The organism is Streptomyces chartreusis, assembly GCF_008704715.1.
In the GTDB taxonomy this organism is placed as follows: domain Bacteria; phylum Actinomycetota; class Actinomycetes; order Streptomycetales; family Streptomycetaceae; genus Streptomyces; species Streptomyces chartreusis.
In genome coordinates this window covers 2,463,513-2,479,989 of record NZ_CP023689.1, presented here as the reverse complement: position 1 = coordinate 2,479,989, position 16,477 = coordinate 2,463,513, and the positions used below count along the sequence as shown (strand labels likewise).

At 70.7% G+C, this 16,477-nt stretch carries 13 protein-coding genes; 5 read left to right on the top strand and 8 right to left on the bottom strand.

The window, feature by feature from the left end; genetic code table 11:
* The first annotated feature begins 146 nt into the window (after positions 1–146).
* The gene (locus tag CP983_RS10405; RefSeq protein ID WP_150499404.1) at positions 147–1,163 is read left to right on the top strand and encodes a PLL family lectin; all 1,017 of its coding nucleotides are present in this window, start codon (positions 147–149) and stop codon (positions 1,161–1,163) included.
* A gap of 81 nt (positions 1,164–1,244) precedes the next feature.
* Here CP983_RS10405 and CP983_RS10400 read toward each other — a convergent pair whose 3' ends face one another.
* The 4 genes from CP983_RS10400 to CP983_RS10385 form a co-directional block, all read right to left on the bottom strand.
* Positions 1,245–3,374: a 3-hydroxyacyl-CoA dehydrogenase NAD-binding domain-containing protein gene (locus CP983_RS10400; protein WP_150499403.1), complete on the bottom strand. Its 2,130-nt coding sequence runs from the start codon at positions 3,372–3,374 to the stop codon at positions 1,245–1,247.
* Positions 3,371–4,591: a thiolase family protein gene (locus CP983_RS10395; protein ID WP_030952690.1), complete on the bottom strand. Its 1,221-nt coding sequence runs from the start codon at positions 4,589–4,591 to the stop codon at positions 3,371–3,373. The genes CP983_RS10400 and CP983_RS10395 overlap by 4 nt, the downstream gene beginning before the upstream one ends.
* A gap of 142 nt (positions 4,592–4,733) precedes the next feature.
* Positions 4,734–5,753, bottom strand: a complete 1,020-nt coding sequence (locus CP983_RS10390; protein ID WP_150499402.1) for a LacI family DNA-binding transcriptional regulator — start codon at positions 5,751–5,753, stop codon at positions 4,734–4,736.
* Entirely contained in the window at positions 5,750–8,140 is a 2,391-nt protein-coding gene (locus tag CP983_RS10385; RefSeq protein WP_150499401.1) for a glycoside hydrolase family 2 protein, read from the bottom strand. The genes CP983_RS10390 and CP983_RS10385 overlap by 4 nt, the downstream gene beginning before the upstream one ends.
* Positions 8,141–8,299: 159 nt before the next feature.
* Between CP983_RS10385 and CP983_RS10380 the strand changes: the two genes are divergently transcribed.
* The 3 genes from CP983_RS10380 to CP983_RS10370 are packed head-to-tail and all read left to right on the top strand — an operon-like array spanning position 8,300 to position 11,387.
* The gene (locus CP983_RS10380) at positions 8,300–9,613 is read left to right on the top strand and encodes an ABC transporter substrate-binding protein (protein ID WP_150499400.1); all 1,314 of its coding nucleotides are present in this window, start codon (positions 8,300–8,302) and stop codon (positions 9,611–9,613) included.
* On the top strand, positions 9,613–10,560 hold the full coding sequence (locus CP983_RS10375) for a carbohydrate ABC transporter permease (RefSeq protein WP_150499399.1): 948 nt from the start codon (positions 9,613–9,615) through the stop codon (positions 10,558–10,560). Before CP983_RS10380 ends, CP983_RS10375 begins: the two co-directional genes overlap by 1 nt.
* Positions 10,557–11,387, top strand: coding sequence for a carbohydrate ABC transporter permease (locus tag CP983_RS10370; protein WP_150499398.1), 831 nt, complete (start codon positions 10,557–10,559; stop codon positions 11,385–11,387). The genes CP983_RS10375 and CP983_RS10370 overlap by 4 nt, the downstream gene beginning before the upstream one ends.
* 27 nt (positions 11,388–11,414) lie before the next feature.
* On the opposite strand, the gene CP983_RS10365 is transcribed toward CP983_RS10370, so the two are convergent.
* The 3 genes from CP983_RS10365 to CP983_RS10355 form a co-directional block, all read right to left on the bottom strand.
* Positions 11,415–12,695 carry a ribonuclease D gene (locus CP983_RS10365; RefSeq protein WP_150499397.1) on the bottom strand — a complete coding sequence of 427 codons (1,281 nt, stop codon included), beginning with the start codon at positions 12,693–12,695 and terminating at the stop codon, positions 11,415–11,417.
* Positions 12,696–12,896: 201 nt separating this feature from the next.
* On the bottom strand, positions 12,897–13,559 hold the full coding sequence (locus CP983_RS10360) for a response regulator transcription factor (protein ID WP_030967662.1): 663 nt from the start codon (positions 13,557–13,559) through the stop codon (positions 12,897–12,899).
* Between the two features lie 231 nt (positions 13,560–13,790).
* Positions 13,791–14,426, bottom strand: coding sequence for a DUF3000 domain-containing protein (locus CP983_RS10355; RefSeq protein ID WP_229914687.1), 636 nt, complete (start codon positions 14,424–14,426; stop codon positions 13,791–13,793).
* Between the two features lie 146 nt (positions 14,427–14,572).
* On the opposite strand from CP983_RS10355, the gene hemE reads away from it, so the two are divergent.
* Complete coding sequence (gene hemE, locus CP983_RS10350) at positions 14,573–15,628, top strand: uroporphyrinogen decarboxylase (RefSeq protein ID WP_107907648.1); 1,056 nt, start codon at positions 14,573–14,575, stop codon at positions 15,626–15,628.
* A gap of 6 nt (positions 15,629–15,634) precedes the next feature.
* Here the strand turns inward: hemE and CP983_RS10345 are convergent, their stop codons facing one another.
* Positions 15,635–16,459, bottom strand: a complete 825-nt coding sequence (locus tag CP983_RS10345) for a rhomboid family intramembrane serine protease (protein WP_150499395.1) — start codon at positions 16,457–16,459, stop codon at positions 15,635–15,637.
* Positions 16,460–16,477: the final 18 nt, after the last annotated feature.

The window sequence follows — 16,477 nt, the reverse complement described above, 5'->3', positions numbered from 1 at the left end:
TTCAGGGCAGCGTCACCCGGCCCCCGTTCCGTGCCACCACGGAGCGGGGGCCGGCCCGTGTCCGGTGCCGTCGCGGTCACGGCCTCGCGAGCCGAGAACCCGGGGCCGGGACACCGGCGCCGGGCCGCCCCGCATATGGTGACCCGGTGAACGGCGACTGGCTCATCCGCGGCCGTGACGGCCGCCTCAGCGTCTATCTGCCGACCGAGGACGCCGTCCTGTGCCGGGCGGAACTCGGTCCCGGCGGCCCCTGGGAACCCCCGCGCAAGGTCGGCGGCGACCAGAAGCTGCGCCCCGGCCCCGCGGTCGGCCAGGGCGCCGACGCCTACGCCCATCTGGCCGCCTGGCGGCCCACCAAGGAGGGCGAGGCGGGCCTGGTGCACTCCACGCACTTCCGGCCCCGTCTGGCCCCGCTGGACTGGACGTCCATCGGCCACCCGGACAAGGCGGGCGACCGCACCGGCACGCCCGCCGTCACGGTGGACGCGCAGGGGCGGGCGCATGTCTTCGTGCGCAACCGGGAGGGCGGCGTCAGCATGCGCGGCCAGAAGGAGGTCGGCGGCTGGGGCCCGTGGCGTGACCTGAAGGGCGCCGAGGTCGACGACCGGCTGGCCGCGGTGACGGGGGAGTCGGGACGGGTCGAGCTGTACGCGGCCGTCCCCGGCGCCCTGCTGCACTGGCGGCAGGAGAAGCCGGGCAGCGTCCCGGTCCTGGAGGAGGCGATGGAGACACCGGTGCGGGCGGGCACCCTGCACGCCCTGGCGACCTCCGCGGAGCACACGACCCTCTTCTACGCCGACGACTCCGGCGACCTGTGCGTCTGGCGCCCCGGCACCAAGCCGGTGACCCTCCTGACGTCCGCGGGCCCCGGCCCGGTGACCGCGATCCGCTGCGAACTCGACGGCCACGACTGCACGTTGCTCGCCCAGCGCTCGACGAGCGGCTGCGTCGCCTTCGCCGCGTACCCGACGGAGCAGGAGTCGGCGGGCGCGTGGTGGACCGAGTCGGGCCCGCAGCTCCCGGCGGACGCGGTGGTGGCGATGGCGGTGGACGAGGACGGCCGGGTCGTGGCGGCAACGCTGTCACCGTCGACCGACCAACTCCTCATCACCCGCCGCAAGGACGAGCCGGGGCTGGCCCTGGAGGCGTGGCGGGAGGTCTGACCGCCCGCCGCGCGGCACGAAGAGTCCCGGACACGAAAGGGCCCCTGCCGGAGCAGGGGCCTCACTCGCGTAGGAGTCGTGTTACGCCGGAACCGACGCCACGCCCGGCGCCAGGAACTTCTTGCCGTTCACGCGCTCGGAGACACCCTCGCGGTCCAGGTACGGCGTGATGCCGCCCAGGTGGAAGGGCCAGCCGGCGCCCGTGATCAGGCAGAGGTCGATGTCCTGGGCCTCGGCGACGACACCCTCGTCGAGCATGAGCCCGATCTCCTGGGCGACGGCGTCGAGGACCCGGTCGCGGACCTGCTCCTCGGTCAGGACGGAGTCGCCCTGCTTCAGCAGCGCGGCGACCTCGGGGTCCAGCTCCGGCTTGCCGGAGTCGTAGACGTAGAAGCCGCGCTTGCCCGCCTTGACGACGGCCGCGAGGTTCGGGGAGACCGTGAAGCGGTCCGGGAAGGCCCGGTTGAGGGTCTCCGAGACGTGCAGACCGATCGCGGGACCGACCAGCTCCAGGAGGACGAGAGGAGACATCGGCAGGCCCAGGGGCTCCACCGCCTTCTCCGCGACCTCGACCGGGGTGCCCTCGTCGATGACGTTCTGGATCTCGCCCATGAAGCGGGTGAGGATGCGGTTCACGACGAACGCCGGGGCGTCCTTGGTGAGGACCCCGGTCTTCTTCAGCTTCTTGGCGACGGCGAAGGCCGTGGCCAGCGAGGCGTCGTCGGTCTGCTCGCCGCGGACGATCTCCAGCAGCGGCAGGATCGCGACCGGGTTGAAGAAGTGGAAGCCGACGACCCGCTCGGGGTTCTTCAGCTTCGACGCCATCTCGGAGACCGAGAGGGACGAGGTGTTGGTGGCGAAGACGGCGTGCGCCGGGGCGACCGCCTCGACCTCGGCGAACACCTGCTGCTTGACGCCGATCTCCTCGAACACGGCCTCGATGATGAAGTCCGCGTCCGCGAAGCCCTCGGCCTTGTCCAGGACACCGGTCACCAGCGCCTTGAGGCGGTTGGCCTTGTCCTGGTTGATACGGCCCTTGCCGAGCAGCTTGTCGATCTCGGCGTGGACGTAGCCCACACCCTTGTCGACGCGCTCCTGGTCGATGTCCGTGAGGACGACCGGGACCTCCAGGCGGCGCAGGAAGAGCAGCGCGAGCTGGGAGGCCATCAGACCGGCGCCGACGACACCGACCTTGGTGACCGGGCGGGCCAGGTTCTTGTCCGGCGCGCCGGCGGGGCGCTTGCCGCGCTTCTGCACCAGGTTGAAGGCGTAGATGCCGGACCGCAGTTCGCCACCCATGATCAGGTCGGCGAGCGCCTTGTCCTCGGCGTCGTAGCCCTGCTGGAGGTCGCCGTTCTTGGCGGCGGCGATGATGTCGAGGGCGCGGTAGGCGGCCGGAGCGGCGCCGTGCACCTTCGAGTCCGCGACGAAGCGGCCCTTGGCGACGGCCTGGTCCCAGCCCTCACCGCGGTCGATCACCGGACGCTCGACCTCGACGTCGCCCTTGAGGACGTTCGCGGTCCAGATCAGCGACTGCTCCAGGAAGTCGGCGCCCTCGAAGATGGCGTCGGCGATGCCCAGGTCGAAGACCTGCTGGCCCTTGAGCTGCTTGTTCTGGTTGAGGCTGTTCTCGATGATCACCTGGACGGCCCTGTCGGCGCCGATCAGGTTCGGCAGGATCGTGCAGCCGCCCCAGCCGGGGACCAGACCGAGGAACACCTCGGGCAGCGAGAAGGCCGGGAGGGCCTTGCTGACGGTCCGGTACTCGCAGTGCAGACCGACCTCGACGCCACCGCCCATCGCGGCACCGTTGTAGTACGCGAAGGTCGGCACGGCCAGGCCCGACAGCCGCTTGAAGACCTCGTGGCCGCCCTTGCCGATGGCCAGCGCGTCCTTGTGCTCCTTCAGCAGCTCGACGCCCTTGAGGTCGGCGCCGACGGCGAAGATGAACGGCTTGCCGGTGATGCCGACGCCGACGATGTCGCCGTCCGCGGCCTCCTTCTCGACCTGGTCGATGGCGGTGTTGAGGTTCGCCAGCGAGGCCGGGCCGAAGGTGGTCGGCTTGGTGTGGTCGAAGCCGTTGTCCAGCGTGATGAGCGCGAAGCGCCCGGCGCCGAACGGCAGGTCGAGGTGGCGCACGTGCGCCGACGTCACGACCTCGTCGGGGAACAGCTCGGCCGCACCCTTCAAAAGCTCAGCGGTGGTGCTCACTTGCTGCCTCCGTCGAAGTTCGGGTTCTCCCAGATGACCGTCGCGCCCATGCCGAAGCCGACGCACATGGTGGTCAGGCCGTAGCGGACGTGCGGCTGCTCCTCGAACTGGCGGGCCAGCTGCGTCATCAGACGGACGCCGGAGGAGGCGAGCGGGTGGCCGAAGGCGATGGCGCCGCCGTACTGGTTGACGCGCTCGTCGTCGTCCGCGATGCCGTAGTGGTCGAGGAAGGCCAGGACCTGGACGGCGAAGGCCTCGTTGACCTCGAACAGACCGATCTCGGAGATGTCGAGGCCCGCCTTGGCGAGGGCCTTCTCCGTGGCCGGGATCGGGCCGTAGCCCATGACCTCCGGCTCGACGCCCGCGAAGGCGTAGGAGACCAGGCGCATCTTCACCGGGAGGTTGTTCTCGCGGGCGAAGTCCTCGGAGGCGATGAGGGAGGCGGTGGCGCCGTCGTTCAGACCGGCGGCGTTACCGGCGGTGACCCGGCCGTGGACGCGGAACGGGGTCTTCAGACCGGAGAGGTTCTCCAGCGTGGTGCCCGGGCGCATCGGCTCGTCGGCGGTGACCAGGCCCCAGCCCGTCTCGCCGGCCTCGGGGTTGGTGCGGCGCACGGAGATCGGGACCAGGTCGGCCTGGATCTTGCCGTTGGCGTACGCCTTTGCGGCCTTCTCCTGCGAGCGCACGGCGTACTCGTCGGCGCGCAGCTTGGTGATGTGCGGGTAGCGGTCGTGCAGGTTCTCCGCCGTCATGCCCATGAACAGGGCGGACTCGTCGACCAGCTTCTCGCTGACGAAGCGCGGGTTGGGGTCCACGCCCTCGCCCATGGGGTGGCGGCCCATGTGCTCGACACCACCGGCGATGGCGATGTCGTACGCACCGAAGGCGACCGAACCGGCGACCGAGGTGACGGCGGTCAGGGCGCCGGCGCACATACGGTCGATCGAGTAGCCGGGCACCGACTGGGGCAGACCGGCGAGGATGCCGGCCGTACGGCCGATGGTCAGGCCCTGGTCGCCGATCTGCGTGGTCGCGGCGATGGCGACCTCGTCGATCTGCTTCGCGTCGAGACCGGGGTTGCGGCGCAGCAGCTCCCGGATCGCCTTCACGACGAGGTCGTCGGCGCGGGTCTCGTGGTAGATGCCCTTCGGGCCCGCCTTGCCGAACGGGGTGCGGACGCCGTCGACGAAGACGACGTCCCTGACGGTACGAGGCACGATGGCTCTCCTCCAGAGGTGCGGGATCTGCACTGCTGCGGCACGCAAGCGCTGAGCGCGCGCTCAGGCTCATGCTACTTATGAGTAACGTAGCTGCACAGTCCTGGAGGGTGGAGCGGCGAAGGTCACACCTGAACGGTGCTCACCGAGGCGGCGCCGTGGACCCTCTCGGGGTCAGCACCGGGGTGGGCACCGGATGCGATCCGGCCCCGTCCCCCATGATCACCCCGAACAGGGTCCGCGCCACCTCCGCCCCGAACCCGTGCACGTCATGACTCATCGCGGACAGCGTCGGATGCGTCAGCCGGCACAGCTGCGAGTCGTCCCAGGCCAGCAGCGACACGTCCTCCGGCACCCGCAGCCCCATCTCCGCGGCCACCGCCAGCCCCGCCACCGCCATGATGTCGTTGTCGTACACGATCGCCGTCGGCCGGTCCTGCGGTGACGCGGCGAGCAGGGACCGGGTCGCCCGCGCCCCCGCGTCGCCCGAGAAGTCCGTCGCGACCTGCCACGCCCCGGCCAGCGCCCCCGCCGCCTCGTCGAACGCGGCCGTGCGGATGGCCGTGTGGCCGAGGGCGGCCGCCCCGCCCACCCGCGCGATCCGCCGGTGCCCGAGCGCGGCCAGATACCGCACGGCCTCCGTCACGGCGGTGGCGTCGTCCGTCCACACCGACGTCAGCCCGCCGGTCAGCGACGGGTGCCCGACCGCGACCACCGGCATCCCGAGCCGCTCGGCCATCGCCACCCTGGGGTCGTCCGCCCGGAAGTCGACCAGGATCGACCCGCCGATCTGCCGCCCGCGCCACCACGTGTCCTGGAGCCCGGCCTCCTCCTCCACGGTCCGCACCAGACGCAGCAGCAGCGAACAGGAGTGCTCGGTCAGCACGCTCTCCACGCCCGAGATGAACTCCATGTAGAACGGTTCGAGCCCGAGCAGCCGGGCCGGCCGGCAGATCGCCAGCCCCACCACGTCCACCCGCGACCCGGCCAGCGTCCGGGCCGTGAGGTTCGGCGCCCAGCCCAGCTCCCGCGCGGCCCGGAAGATCCGGTCCCGGGTCGCCTCGGACAGTCCGGGCTTGTGGTTGAAGGCGAGGGAGACCGCGCCTTTGGACACGCCGGCGCGCGCGGCGACGTCCTTGATGGTGACGCGCGAGGTCGTCATCGGGAGGGCTCCATGCAGTACAGGGCGGACCGGGCGGCGGCCGCGTCAGGAGTCTCCCAGCCACTCACCCCGATGGTCACCTCCTCGCCAGGAAGCAACGTCACCAGCCCCCGGTCGGCCCGGGCGTCCGGGTGCAGCCGGTCGGCCTGGAGCAGCAGGTCCCGCACCAGGGTGCGGGCCGCGACCAGCACCCCGCCCGGCACGAGCGAGACCTCGAACTCGGGCCGGGGATACGGTACTTCGCGATCCGGCGCGGGAAAGTGCACGGCGCGTGAACCGTCCGCGTCCGCCACGAGGAACTCCTTCGGTCCGACGGGTTCCAGTTCCTTCGGTACGCCGATGCGGGCCACCGCACGCCCCTCGGCACCGAAGCCCGCACTCGCCTCGCCGAGCACCGCCCCCTCGACCGACATCCGCCGCAGCCGCGCCGTCCCGGTCCACGCCAGGCCCGCCTGATTGACGACGGCCAGCTCCAGCCCCTGCTCCCGCACCGCCAGCGTGAGCAGCCGGTCCGCGTACAGCCGCCGCAGCTCGTGGTACAGCGGCTTCTCCCGCCCGTCCCCGTCGATCGCCGCCCAGGACGTCACCGGCCAGCAGTCGTTGAGCTGCCAGAGGACCGTGCCCGCGCACACCGGCCAGTTGGACCGCCAGTGCTCGATTCCGGCCGCGACGGCCCGCGCCTGAATGACCTGGGTGAGGTAGTGCCAGCGGTCGAAGTCCTGCTCGGAGTCCTTCTCGGGCAGGGCGAAGTACCGCTCCAGCCCTCGCCGCAGCTTTCCGTTCCCGTCGTCCGCCTTCTGGTGGTGCAGCATGCCGGGGGAGTCCGGCGCGAGCTCCTCGTCCGGCAGCGCCCGCCGCAGCGTGGCGTACGCGGGCGGCGCCTGCCAGCCGAACTCGGCCACGAAACGCGGCACGCTCAGCCGGTAGTCGGCGTGGTCCCGACGGTTCCACACCTCCCAGGAGTGGTGCGTGCCGTGGGCCGGGTCGTTCGGATGCCGGTCCCACGACCCGGACCAGGGGCTGCCGGCGGTGTACGGCCGCGTCGGATCCAGCTCGGCCACCACCCGCGGCAGCACGCCCAGGTAGTACCCCTCGCCCCAGGAGTCCCCGGCCAGCCGCGGCTCCCAGCCCCAGTCCCGGAACCCCCACAGGTTCTCGTTGTTGCCGTTCCACAGCACCAGCGAGGGGTGCGGCATCAGCCGTACGACGTTCTCGCGGGCCTCGGCCTCCACCTCCCCGCGCAGCGGCTGCTCCTCCGGATAGGCCGCGCACGCGAACGGGAAGTCCTGCCACACCAGCAGGCCCAGCTCGTCACAGGCGTCGTAGAAGTCCTCGCTCTCGTAGATCCCGCCGCCCCAGACCCGTACGAGATCCACGCCCGCGCCGGCGGCCTGCCGCAGCCGGGTGCGGTACCGCTCGCGGGTCACCCGGGACGGGAACACGTCGTCCGGGATCCAGTTGACGCCCCGCGCGAAGAGCCGCTCGCCGTTGACGACGAGGGTGAAGCCGGTGCCGTGCTCGTCGGCGCAGCGGTCGAGCCCGACGGTCCGGAAGCCGATCCGGCGGCGCCACACATCCAACGGGGCGTCGCCGTGCAGCAGCCGCAACTCGACGTCGTACAGGGGCTGTTCGCCGTAGCCGCGCGGCCACCACAGTCGTACGTCCGGCACGGTCAGCCGTACCGTCCCGCCCGTCCCCTCGACCTCGGCCCGCGCCCGGACCCCGCCGACTCTCGCCTCGACCGTGAGCGGCGCCTCGACCCGGGTCCGCTCCACGTCGACCGTCAACTCGACCTGTCCGGTGCCCTGTTCGACGCCCACCACGGGCCGCACGCGCGCGATCCGTGCCGTCGACCAGTGCTCCAGCCTCACCGGCCGCCAGATCCCGGCGGTCACCAGGGTCGGTCCCCAGTCCCAGCCGAAGGAGCAGGCCATCTTGCGGACGTACTGGTAGGGCTCGGCGTAGGCGGCGGGCCGTTCGCCCAGCCTGCCGCGCACCGCCTCGGCCTCGGCGTAAGCGGAGGCGAACCGCACCGAGAGCCGCCCGCTCAGGCCCGTGACGTCGAACCGGTACGAGCGGTGCATGTTCCGCACCCGGCCCAGGACCCGGCCGTCGAGCAGGATCTCGGCGACGGTGTCGAGCCCGTCGAAGACGAGGTCGGTCTGCTCATGGGCGGAGGCCGCGTCCAGGTCGGTCTCGTACGTCCAGTCCCGCCGCCCCACCCATGCCACCTCGGTCTCGGCCCGCCCGAGAAAGGGGTCCGGGATCACGCCGGCGGCCAGCAGGTCGGTGTGCACACAGCCGGGCACGGCGGCCGGCAGCGACGCCGCCGCCCCGTCGGGGTGTCGCAGGATCCATCCGTCGGTGAGTGGTGTCGCCTGAAGCATGCGCGCACTCCTAAACCGATTCATCCCAGTACTGGGAAACAGTTTGGCATCGTTGGCGAGATAGGGACTTTACCGGTTAAGAAAACGTTGTCAGAGTTCCGAACCAGCCAACCCCGCACATGCTCGTCCTCGTCCGTCCCCAGAACGGAGCTGACGCACATGAACCGCCGTACAGTCCTCGCCATCACGACAGGTGCCGCCCTGCTGCTCGCGGCGTGCACCGGCACCGGAGGAAGCTCGAAGGGCGCGGAGGCCAAGGCGCCCGACGACCCGTCAGAGGTGAGCGGCACCATCACGGTCCTCACCCATCGCACCGACCTCGTGCAGGACGGCACGATGAAGGCGTACGCCGCCGAGTTCGGCAGGACGTACCCGAAGGTGAAGGTCGAGTTCGACGCCGTCACCGACTACGAGGGCGAAGTCAAGATCCGTATGAACACGGAGAACTACGGCGACGTCCTCATGATCCCCGGCGTGATCGAGAAGAAGGACTACCCGAGGTTCTTCGCCTCCCTCGGCACCCCGGCCGAGCGGAGCAAGAAGTACCGCTTCACCGACTACACCACCGTCGACGGCAAGGTCTACGGCCAGAGCCCGCTCGGCGCGGTCCCCGGCTTCATCTACAACAAGAAGGTCTGGCAGCGGGCCGGCATCACCGACTGGCCCACCACACCGGACGAGTTCCTCGCCGACCTGAAGGCGATCAAGTCGAGGACCGACTCCGTCCCGTACTACACCAACTTCAAGGACATGTGGCCGCTGACCCAGTGGACCCAGGTCAACGGCTCGGTCAGCTGCGACGAACAGGCCACGACCAGGCTCGCCGAGGGCGACCCGTGGGCCGAGGGCGCGGACCTGCGCACCGCCGACACCCTGCTGTACGACATCGTGCGCGAGGGACTGGTCGAGAAGGACCCCACGACCACCAACTGGGAGGCGTCCAAGCCCCGTATCGCCAAGGGCGAGATCGCCACGATGTGGCTCGGCTCCTGGGCGGTCATCCAGATGCGGGGCGCGGCCGAGCAGGCCGGCGCCGACCCCGACGACATCGGGTTCATGCCCTTCCCGGTGCAGCGGAACGGAAAGTTCTGCGCGGTCGCCCTGCCCGACTACAACCAGGCCGTCAACATCCACTCCGAGCACAAGGAGGCGGCCCGCGCCTGGCTCGACTGGTTCACCGACAAGTCCGGCTACGCGGCGGACAACCTGGCCCTCTCCCCGCTCAAGGACGCCCCGCTGCCCGACGTCCTGGCGCCCTACGAGGAGCAGGGCGTCGAACTCCTCGACCTCGACGACACCAAGGGCGCCGAGGTGAAGGCCATCGACAACCGGTCCGAGGTCGGCATCAACAAGCCGGACTACCGCCAGGACCTGGTCGACCTCGCCCGCGGCGCCACCAAGGGCAGCCTGGACGACTTCCTGGCCGGCCTCGCGAAGAAGTGGACCGACACGCAAGCGTCCCTGGGGTCCTGATGACGGACACCACCGAGAAGGCGGCCGCCCCGCCGGCCCCGGGACCGGCCGTGCCCGGACCGGCCCCCGCCCCGCGCACGGCACGGCTGTGGCGCGGGGCCACCCCCTGGCTCTTCCTGCTCGCGCCGCTCACCCTGCTGATCGTCTTCACCTACGCGCCGATCGCCAACATGGTCGCCTACAGCTTCACCGACTGGGACGGCGTGAGCCCCGAGCTGCACTACACCGGCGCCGGGAACTACACCGAACTCTTCACCCGCTCCGACCTGTTCGAGGTGTTCTGGGTGAGCGGCTACTACCTGGCCGCCTCCGTCGTCCAGATCGTCGCCGCCCTGTACTTCGCAACGGTCCTGAGTTTCAACGTCCGCTTCCGGAACTTCTTCAAGGGCGTGCTGTTCTTCCCCTACCTGATCAACGGCGTCGCGATCGGCTTCGTCTTCCTGTACTTCTTCCAGGACGGCGGCACCCTCGACTCGGTGCTGAGCCTGTTCGGCGTGCACACGGACCGAGCCTGGCTGGGCACCCCGGCCTCCGCCAACACCTCGCTGGCGGCGGTCTCCGTCTGGCGCTACCTGGGCCTGAACTTCGTCCTGTTCCTCGGCGCGATCCAGTCGATCCCGGGGGAGCTGTACGAGGCCGCCGAACTGGACGGCGCGAACCGCCGGCACCAGTTCCGCCACATCATCGCGCCCGGCATCAAGCCGGTGCTGTCCCTGACCGTGATCCTGTCGATCTCCGGCTCGCTGTCGGTCTTCGAGATCCCGTACATCATGACCGGCGGGGCGACCGGCACCGAGACCTTCGTGATCCAGACCGTGAAGCTGGCCTTCCAGTTCAACAAGACGGGGCTCGCCTCGGCGGCCGCGGTCGTGCTGCTGCTGATCGTCCTGGCGGTGACCTGGGTGCAGCGACGCCTCGTCCCCGACGACAAGGTGGACCTCGTATGACCCGCCGTACCGTGGCCCGCACCCTGATGTACGCGTCGCTCATCGCCGCGACGGTGGTGGTCCTGCTCCCGCCCGCGGCCGTGGTCCTCACGTCCCTCAAGTCGGAGCGGGAGATGGCGAACGGCAGCGGGGCCCTCGCCCTCCCCGACGATCTGCTGAACCTCTCCAACTATGCGACGGCGTTCCAGGACGGCCGTATGCTCCCGGCCTTCGCCAACACGGCGGTCATCCTGCTCCTCGCCATCGGCGGCACGGTCCTCATCGGCTCGATGACGGCGTACGCCATCGACCGCTTCACGTTCCGCTTCAAGAAGCCGGTCGTGGCACTGTTCCTGGTCGCCGCGCTGGTCCCCGGTGTCACGACCCAGGTGGCGACCTTCCAGATCGTCAACAGCCTCGGCATGTTCGACAGCATCTGGGCGCCGGTCGTCCTCTACATGGGGACGGACATCGTGTCGATCTACATCTTCCTCCAGTTCGTCCGCTCCATCCCGGTCTCCCTGGACGAGGCGGCCCGACTGGACGGTGCCAACGCCTTCACGATCTACCGCAGGATCATCTTCCCGCTGCTGAAGCCGGCGATCGCGACGGTGGTGATCGTCAAGGGCATCACCACCTACAACGACTTCTACATCCCGTTCCTGTACATGCCCTCGGAAGATCTTGGCGTGATCTCGACGTCGCTGTTCCGCTTCAAGGGCCCGTTCGGCGCCCACTGGGAAACGATCTCGGCAGGAGCGGTCCTGGTGATCCTGCCGACACTGATCGTCTTCCTGTTCCTCCAGCGGTTCATCTACAACGGCTTCACGAAGGGAGCGACGCGGTGAGAACCGGGGGCGCGGGCGGCCGCGCGACTAGGCGGACAGGGCGGCCACCAGAACCGGCGTGACCTGCTCGACCTGCCAGGGCCGAGCCCCGTGGCCGGCCAGCGCCTCGGCGACCGTCTCCGCGCTCACCTCCTTCGGCGGCTCCCAGCAGACCCGCCGCACGGTGTCCGGGGTGATCACGTTCTCCTGAGGCATGTTCAGCTGCTCGGCCAGCGCCGACACCGCGGCCCGCGCGGCGGAGAGCCGGGCGGCGGCGGCCGGATCCTTGTCCGCCCAGGCTCGCGGCGGAGGCGGCCCCGCGACCGGCTGGCCGGGGGCCGGCAGCTGGGCCTCGGTCATGGCCTTCGCACGGTCGACGGCGGCCTGCCACTGCTCCAGCTGCCGGCGCCCCATGCGATGCCCGAAGCCGTTCAGCGCGGACAGGGCGTGCACATTGCCGGGCACGGCGAGCGCGGCCTCGACGATGGCCGCGTCGCTGAGGACCTTGCCCGGGGACACATCCCGCTTCTGGGCGATCCGGTCCCGCGCCTGCCACAGCTCCCGCACGACACCGAGCTGCCGGCGTCTGCGCACCTTGTGCATGCCGGACGTCCGCCGCCAGGGGTCCTTGCGCGGCTCGGCGGGCGGCGCGGAAGCGATCGCGTCGAACTCCTGCCGCGCCCACTCCAGCTTGCCCTGCCGGTCGAGCTCCTTCTCCAGGGCGTCGCGCAGGTCGACGAGCAGCTCGACGTCCAGCGTCGCGTACCGCAGCCAGGGCTCCGGCAGCGGGCGGGTCGACCAGTCGACGGCCGAGTGGCCCTTCTCCAGCACGAACCCGAGAACGCCCTCGACCATCGCGCCGAGGCCGACCCGGGGGAAGCCGGCGAGGCGTCCGGCCAGCTCGGTGTCGAACAGCCGGGTCGGCACCATGCCTATCTCACGCAAACAGGGCAGATCCTGGGTGGCGGCGTGCAGCACCCACTCCACTCCGGACAGCGCCTCGCCGAGGCCGGACAGATCGGGACAGGCCACGGGGTCGATCAGCGCGGACCCCGCGCCCGCGCGGCGCAGCTGCACCAGATAGGCGCGCTGGCCGTAGCGGTAGCCGGACGCGCGTTCGGCGTCGACGGCGACCGGGCCCGAGCCCGCGGCGAAGGCGGCGATCACCTCGGCGAGCGCGCCCTCGTCGGCGATCACGGGCGGAATGCCCTCACGGGGCTCAAGCAAAGGGATCGGCGCCTCCGTAACAGAAGATCCGTCGTCTTCCGGAGGGGCGCCTCCGGTGGTTCGCAGTGAACTGTCTGCTGCGGTTTCTTGGGCGTCGGTCACATGTCAAGGGTATCTGTGTATGGACAGCGCCCGCCGACGGAACGTTCCGTCGGCGGGCGCTCAAGGGTCGTAAACCAGTCAGTCAAGTGAAGGATCCGGTTCACGACGGACAGGGGACGGGGGCGGGATCAGCGGCCGATCCCGTTCACGTCAGTGAATGATCAAGCGTTGAATCGTCGGTGGCGGGCTCGGGGGACGGGCTCAGTGGATGATGCCGGTGCGCAGCGCCACGGCGACCATACCGGCGCGGTCGCCGGTGCCGAGCTTGCGGGCGATGCGGGCGAGGTGGCTCTTGACGGTCAGGGCGGACAGGCCCATCGAGACGCCGATCGCCTTGTTCGACTGGCCCTCCGCCACCAGCCGCAGTACCTCGACCTCACGGCCGGACAGTTCGCGGTAGCCGCCCGGGTGGCTCGGGGCACCCGGGTGGCGACGGTGCATACGGGCGGCGGCGGCGCCGATGGGGGCGGCACCGGGGCGGGTGGGGAGCCCGACGTTGGTGCGGGTGCCGGTGACGACGTAGCCCTTCACACCGCCCGCGAGGGCGTTGCGTACGGCGCCGATGTCGTCGGCGGCGGACAGGGCGAGGCCGTTCGGCCAGCCCGCGGCGCGGGTCTCCGACAGGAGGGTGAGGCCCGAGCCGTCGGGCAGGTGGACGTCGGCGACACAGATGTCGCGGGGGTTGCCGACGCGAGGACGGGCCTCCGCGATGGACGAGGCCTCGATGACATCGCGCACACCGAGCGCCCAGAGATGACGGGTGACGGTGGAGCGGACGCGCGGATCGGCCACGACCACCATGGCGGTCGGCTTGTTCGGGCGGTAGGCGACCAGGCTTGCGGGCTGCTCGAGGAGAACGGACACCGGGCCTCCTGGGGTGCGGGGACGGCTTTCAAGGTCACAGTCGTCTTCGGCACCAAACCTCTGGCCCTTTAGGGAAAGATCACGATTTAGTGAGTAACAATTGGGGCAATTCGGACACGTGGTCGATCGTTCGGGGAGTAATTCGCTTCGATCATGGACTGTTTCCTGACCGAAAGTGGCCGTATCGACAAAGTGACGGTCAAGGTTCCGGCCGTCGGATGCCGTGCGTGTTTACCGGGACTGCGGGTCGCGGCGCTGAGGCAGCGTCACCACCGACGCATCCCCCGGACCGGCCGGCGGCAGGCCCGCGATCTGGGCCAGCAGATCGCACCAGGACGCCAGATGGGCCGCGGTGTCCGGGACCCCGCCCAGGCCCTCACGCGGGGTCCAGGAGGCACGGATCTCGATCTGCGAGGCCGCCGGGCGCTCGGACAGGCCGCCGAAGTAGTGGGAGCTCGCCCGCGTGACGGTGCCGCTCGGCTCGCCGTACGACAGCCCCCGCGCCTGGAACGCGCCGGTCAGCCAGGACCAGCACACCTCGGGCAGCAGCGGGTCCGCGGCCATCTCCGGCTCCAGCTCCGCGCGCACCAGGGTCACCAGCCGGAAGGTGCCCCGCCAGGCGTCGTGGCCCGAAGGGTCGTGCAGCAGCACCAGCCGGCCGTCGGCCAGATCCTCGTCGCCGTCGACGACCGCCGCCTCCAGGGCGTACGCGTACGGGGCAAGGCGCTGGGGCGCCTTGGTCTGCTCGATCTCGATCTGCGGCCGCAGGCGACTCGCCCGCAGTGCCTCGACAGCGGCACGGAACGCCGCTGGAGCCGTACTGTGCGAATGCCGGTCCCCCTCCCCGGCCTCCTTCGCGTCATCCATTCCGCCAGTGCCGTCCGACAGTCTTCCCTGAGCCGCAGCCATGCCGGGAAGATTAAGGGGAACGCGGGCTTCGTGCAGGGAGAGACACCCGGACAACACGGCAACCCCGGCGTGGAGCCCGTCGCGGCCGTGCGAGACTTGCCCCCGTGAGTGCCAACCAGACGCCGCCGCCCGCCACGTACGACTCAGCCTTCCTCAAGGCATGCAGGCGCGAGCCCGTGCCGCACACGCCGGTGTGGTTCATGCGGCAGGCCGGGCGCTCACTCCCCGAGTACCGCAAGGTGCGCGAGGGCGTCGGCATGCTCGAGTCCTGCATGCGGCCCGACCTGGTCACCGAGATCACCCTCCAGCCCGTGCGCAGGCACGACGTGGACGCGGCGATCTACTTCAGCGACATCGTCGTGCCGCTGAAGGCCATCGGCATCGACCTCGACATCAAGCCCGGCGTCGGCCCGGTCGTCGAGCGCCCCATCCGCACTCGCGCCGACCTCGCCCAACTGCGCGACCTCACGCCCGAGGACGTCTCCTACGTCACCGAGGCCATCGGCCTGCTCACCGCGGAGCTCGGTGCCACCCCGCTCATCGGTTTCGCGGGCGCGCCTTTCACCCTCGCGAGCTACCTCGTCGAGGGCGGTCCGTCGCGCACGTACGAGAACGCCAAGGCGATGATGTACGGCGACCCGCAGCTGTGGGCCGACCTGCTCGACCGCCTCGCCGACATCACCGCGGCCTTCCTGAAGGTGCAGATCGAGGCCGGCGCCTCCGCCGTCCAGCTCTTCGACTCCTGGGCCGGCGCCCTCGCCCCCGCCGACTACCGCCGCTCGGTGATGCCCGCCTCCGCGAAGGTCTTCGACGCCGTCGCCGGGTACGGCGTCCCGCGCATCCACTTCGGAGTCGGCACCGGTGAGCTGCTGAAGCTCATGGGCGAGGCCGGCGCGGACGTCGTCGGCGTCGACTGGCGCGTCCCGCTCGACGAGGCCGCCCGCCGGGTCGGCCCCGGCAAGGCGCTCCAGGGCAACCTCGACCCGACCGTCCTGTTCGCCGGCACCGAGGCGGTCGAGGTCAAGACCCGCGAGGTGCTGGACGCCGCGGCCGGCCTCGAGGGCCACGTCTTCAACCTCGGCCACGGCGTCATGCCGTCCACCGACCCGGACGCCCTGACCCGGCTCGTCGAGTACGTCCACACCCGGACCGCCCGCTAGGAGCGCTCACCACGTCTGCCGGGGTCGCGCCCGTCTGCCGAACAGCAGGCCCCGCGGCTCCGGCGGAGGCGGTGTCCCCGGCTTCAGCGGCCAGGCGAGCAGCATCCCCGCGAGGAAGCCGACGATGTGCGCCGCGTACGCCACCGTGCCCGCGTCGGAGACGCCCTCGCCGGACGAGTACACGGCCTGGAGCACGAACCAGAACCCGAGCACCAGCCAGGCGGGCAGCCGCAGCGGCAGGAAGATCAGGAACGGCACCAGGACCCACACCCTGGCCCTCGGGTACAGCACGAGATAGGCGCCCAGGACACCGGCGATGGCCCCGGAGGCGCCGATCAGCGGGTCCGCCGAGTCGGCGTTGAGGTACGCGAAGCCGTAGCCGGCCGCGTAGCCGCAGACGACGTAGAAGAGGAAGTACCGCACGTGCCCCATGCGGTCCTCGATGTTGTTGCCGAAGATCAGCAGGAAGAGCATGTTGCCCAGCAGGTGCACCCAGCCGCCGTGCAGGAACATCGCGGTGAAGACCGACAGCGCGGGGGACTTCTCGTAGCCCGGCGGGCCGATCGCACAGCCGGGGCCGTTCGGGCCGGCGGACACCTGTCCTGTGGGGACGACGCCGGGCAGCTGATCGTGGATCAACTCCCGCGGCACGGCCGCGTAGTGGTCCAGGAACGCGTGCAGATGGCACATCTGGGCCAGGCTGCTCTCACCGGACACGGACCCGGCTATGCCGGGCGTGGACAGGAAGACGAGGACGTTCGCGGCGATCAGCGCGTATGTCACCCAAGGGGTGCGGCGCACCGGGTTCACGTCATGGACGGGGATGACCACGACTGGTATCTGCCCGGG

What these genes read in the sequence shown, in the direction of transcription:
- CP983_RS10390 (WP_150499402.1), bottom strand. Translation starts at nt 5,753, where the DNA reads ATGACGACCTCGCGCGTCACCATCAAGGACGTCGCCGCGCGCGCCGGC.
- CP983_RS10385 (WP_150499401.1), bottom strand. Translation starts at nt 8,140, where the DNA reads ATGCTTCAGGCGACACCACTCACCGACGGATGGATCCTGCGACACCCC.
- CP983_RS10380 (WP_150499400.1), top strand. Translation starts at nt 8,300, where the DNA reads ATGAACCGCCGTACAGTCCTCGCCATCACGACAGGTGCCGCCCTGCTG.
- CP983_RS10375 (WP_150499399.1), top strand. Translation starts at nt 9,613, where the DNA reads ATGACGGACACCACCGAGAAGGCGGCCGCCCCGCCGGCCCCGGGACCG.
- CP983_RS10370 (WP_150499398.1), top strand. Translation starts at nt 10,557, where the DNA reads ATGACCCGCCGTACCGTGGCCCGCACCCTGATGTACGCGTCGCTCATC.
- CP983_RS10355 (WP_229914687.1), bottom strand. Translation starts at nt 14,426, where the DNA reads ATGGATGACGCGAAGGAGGCCGGGGAGGGGGACCGGCATTCGCACAGT.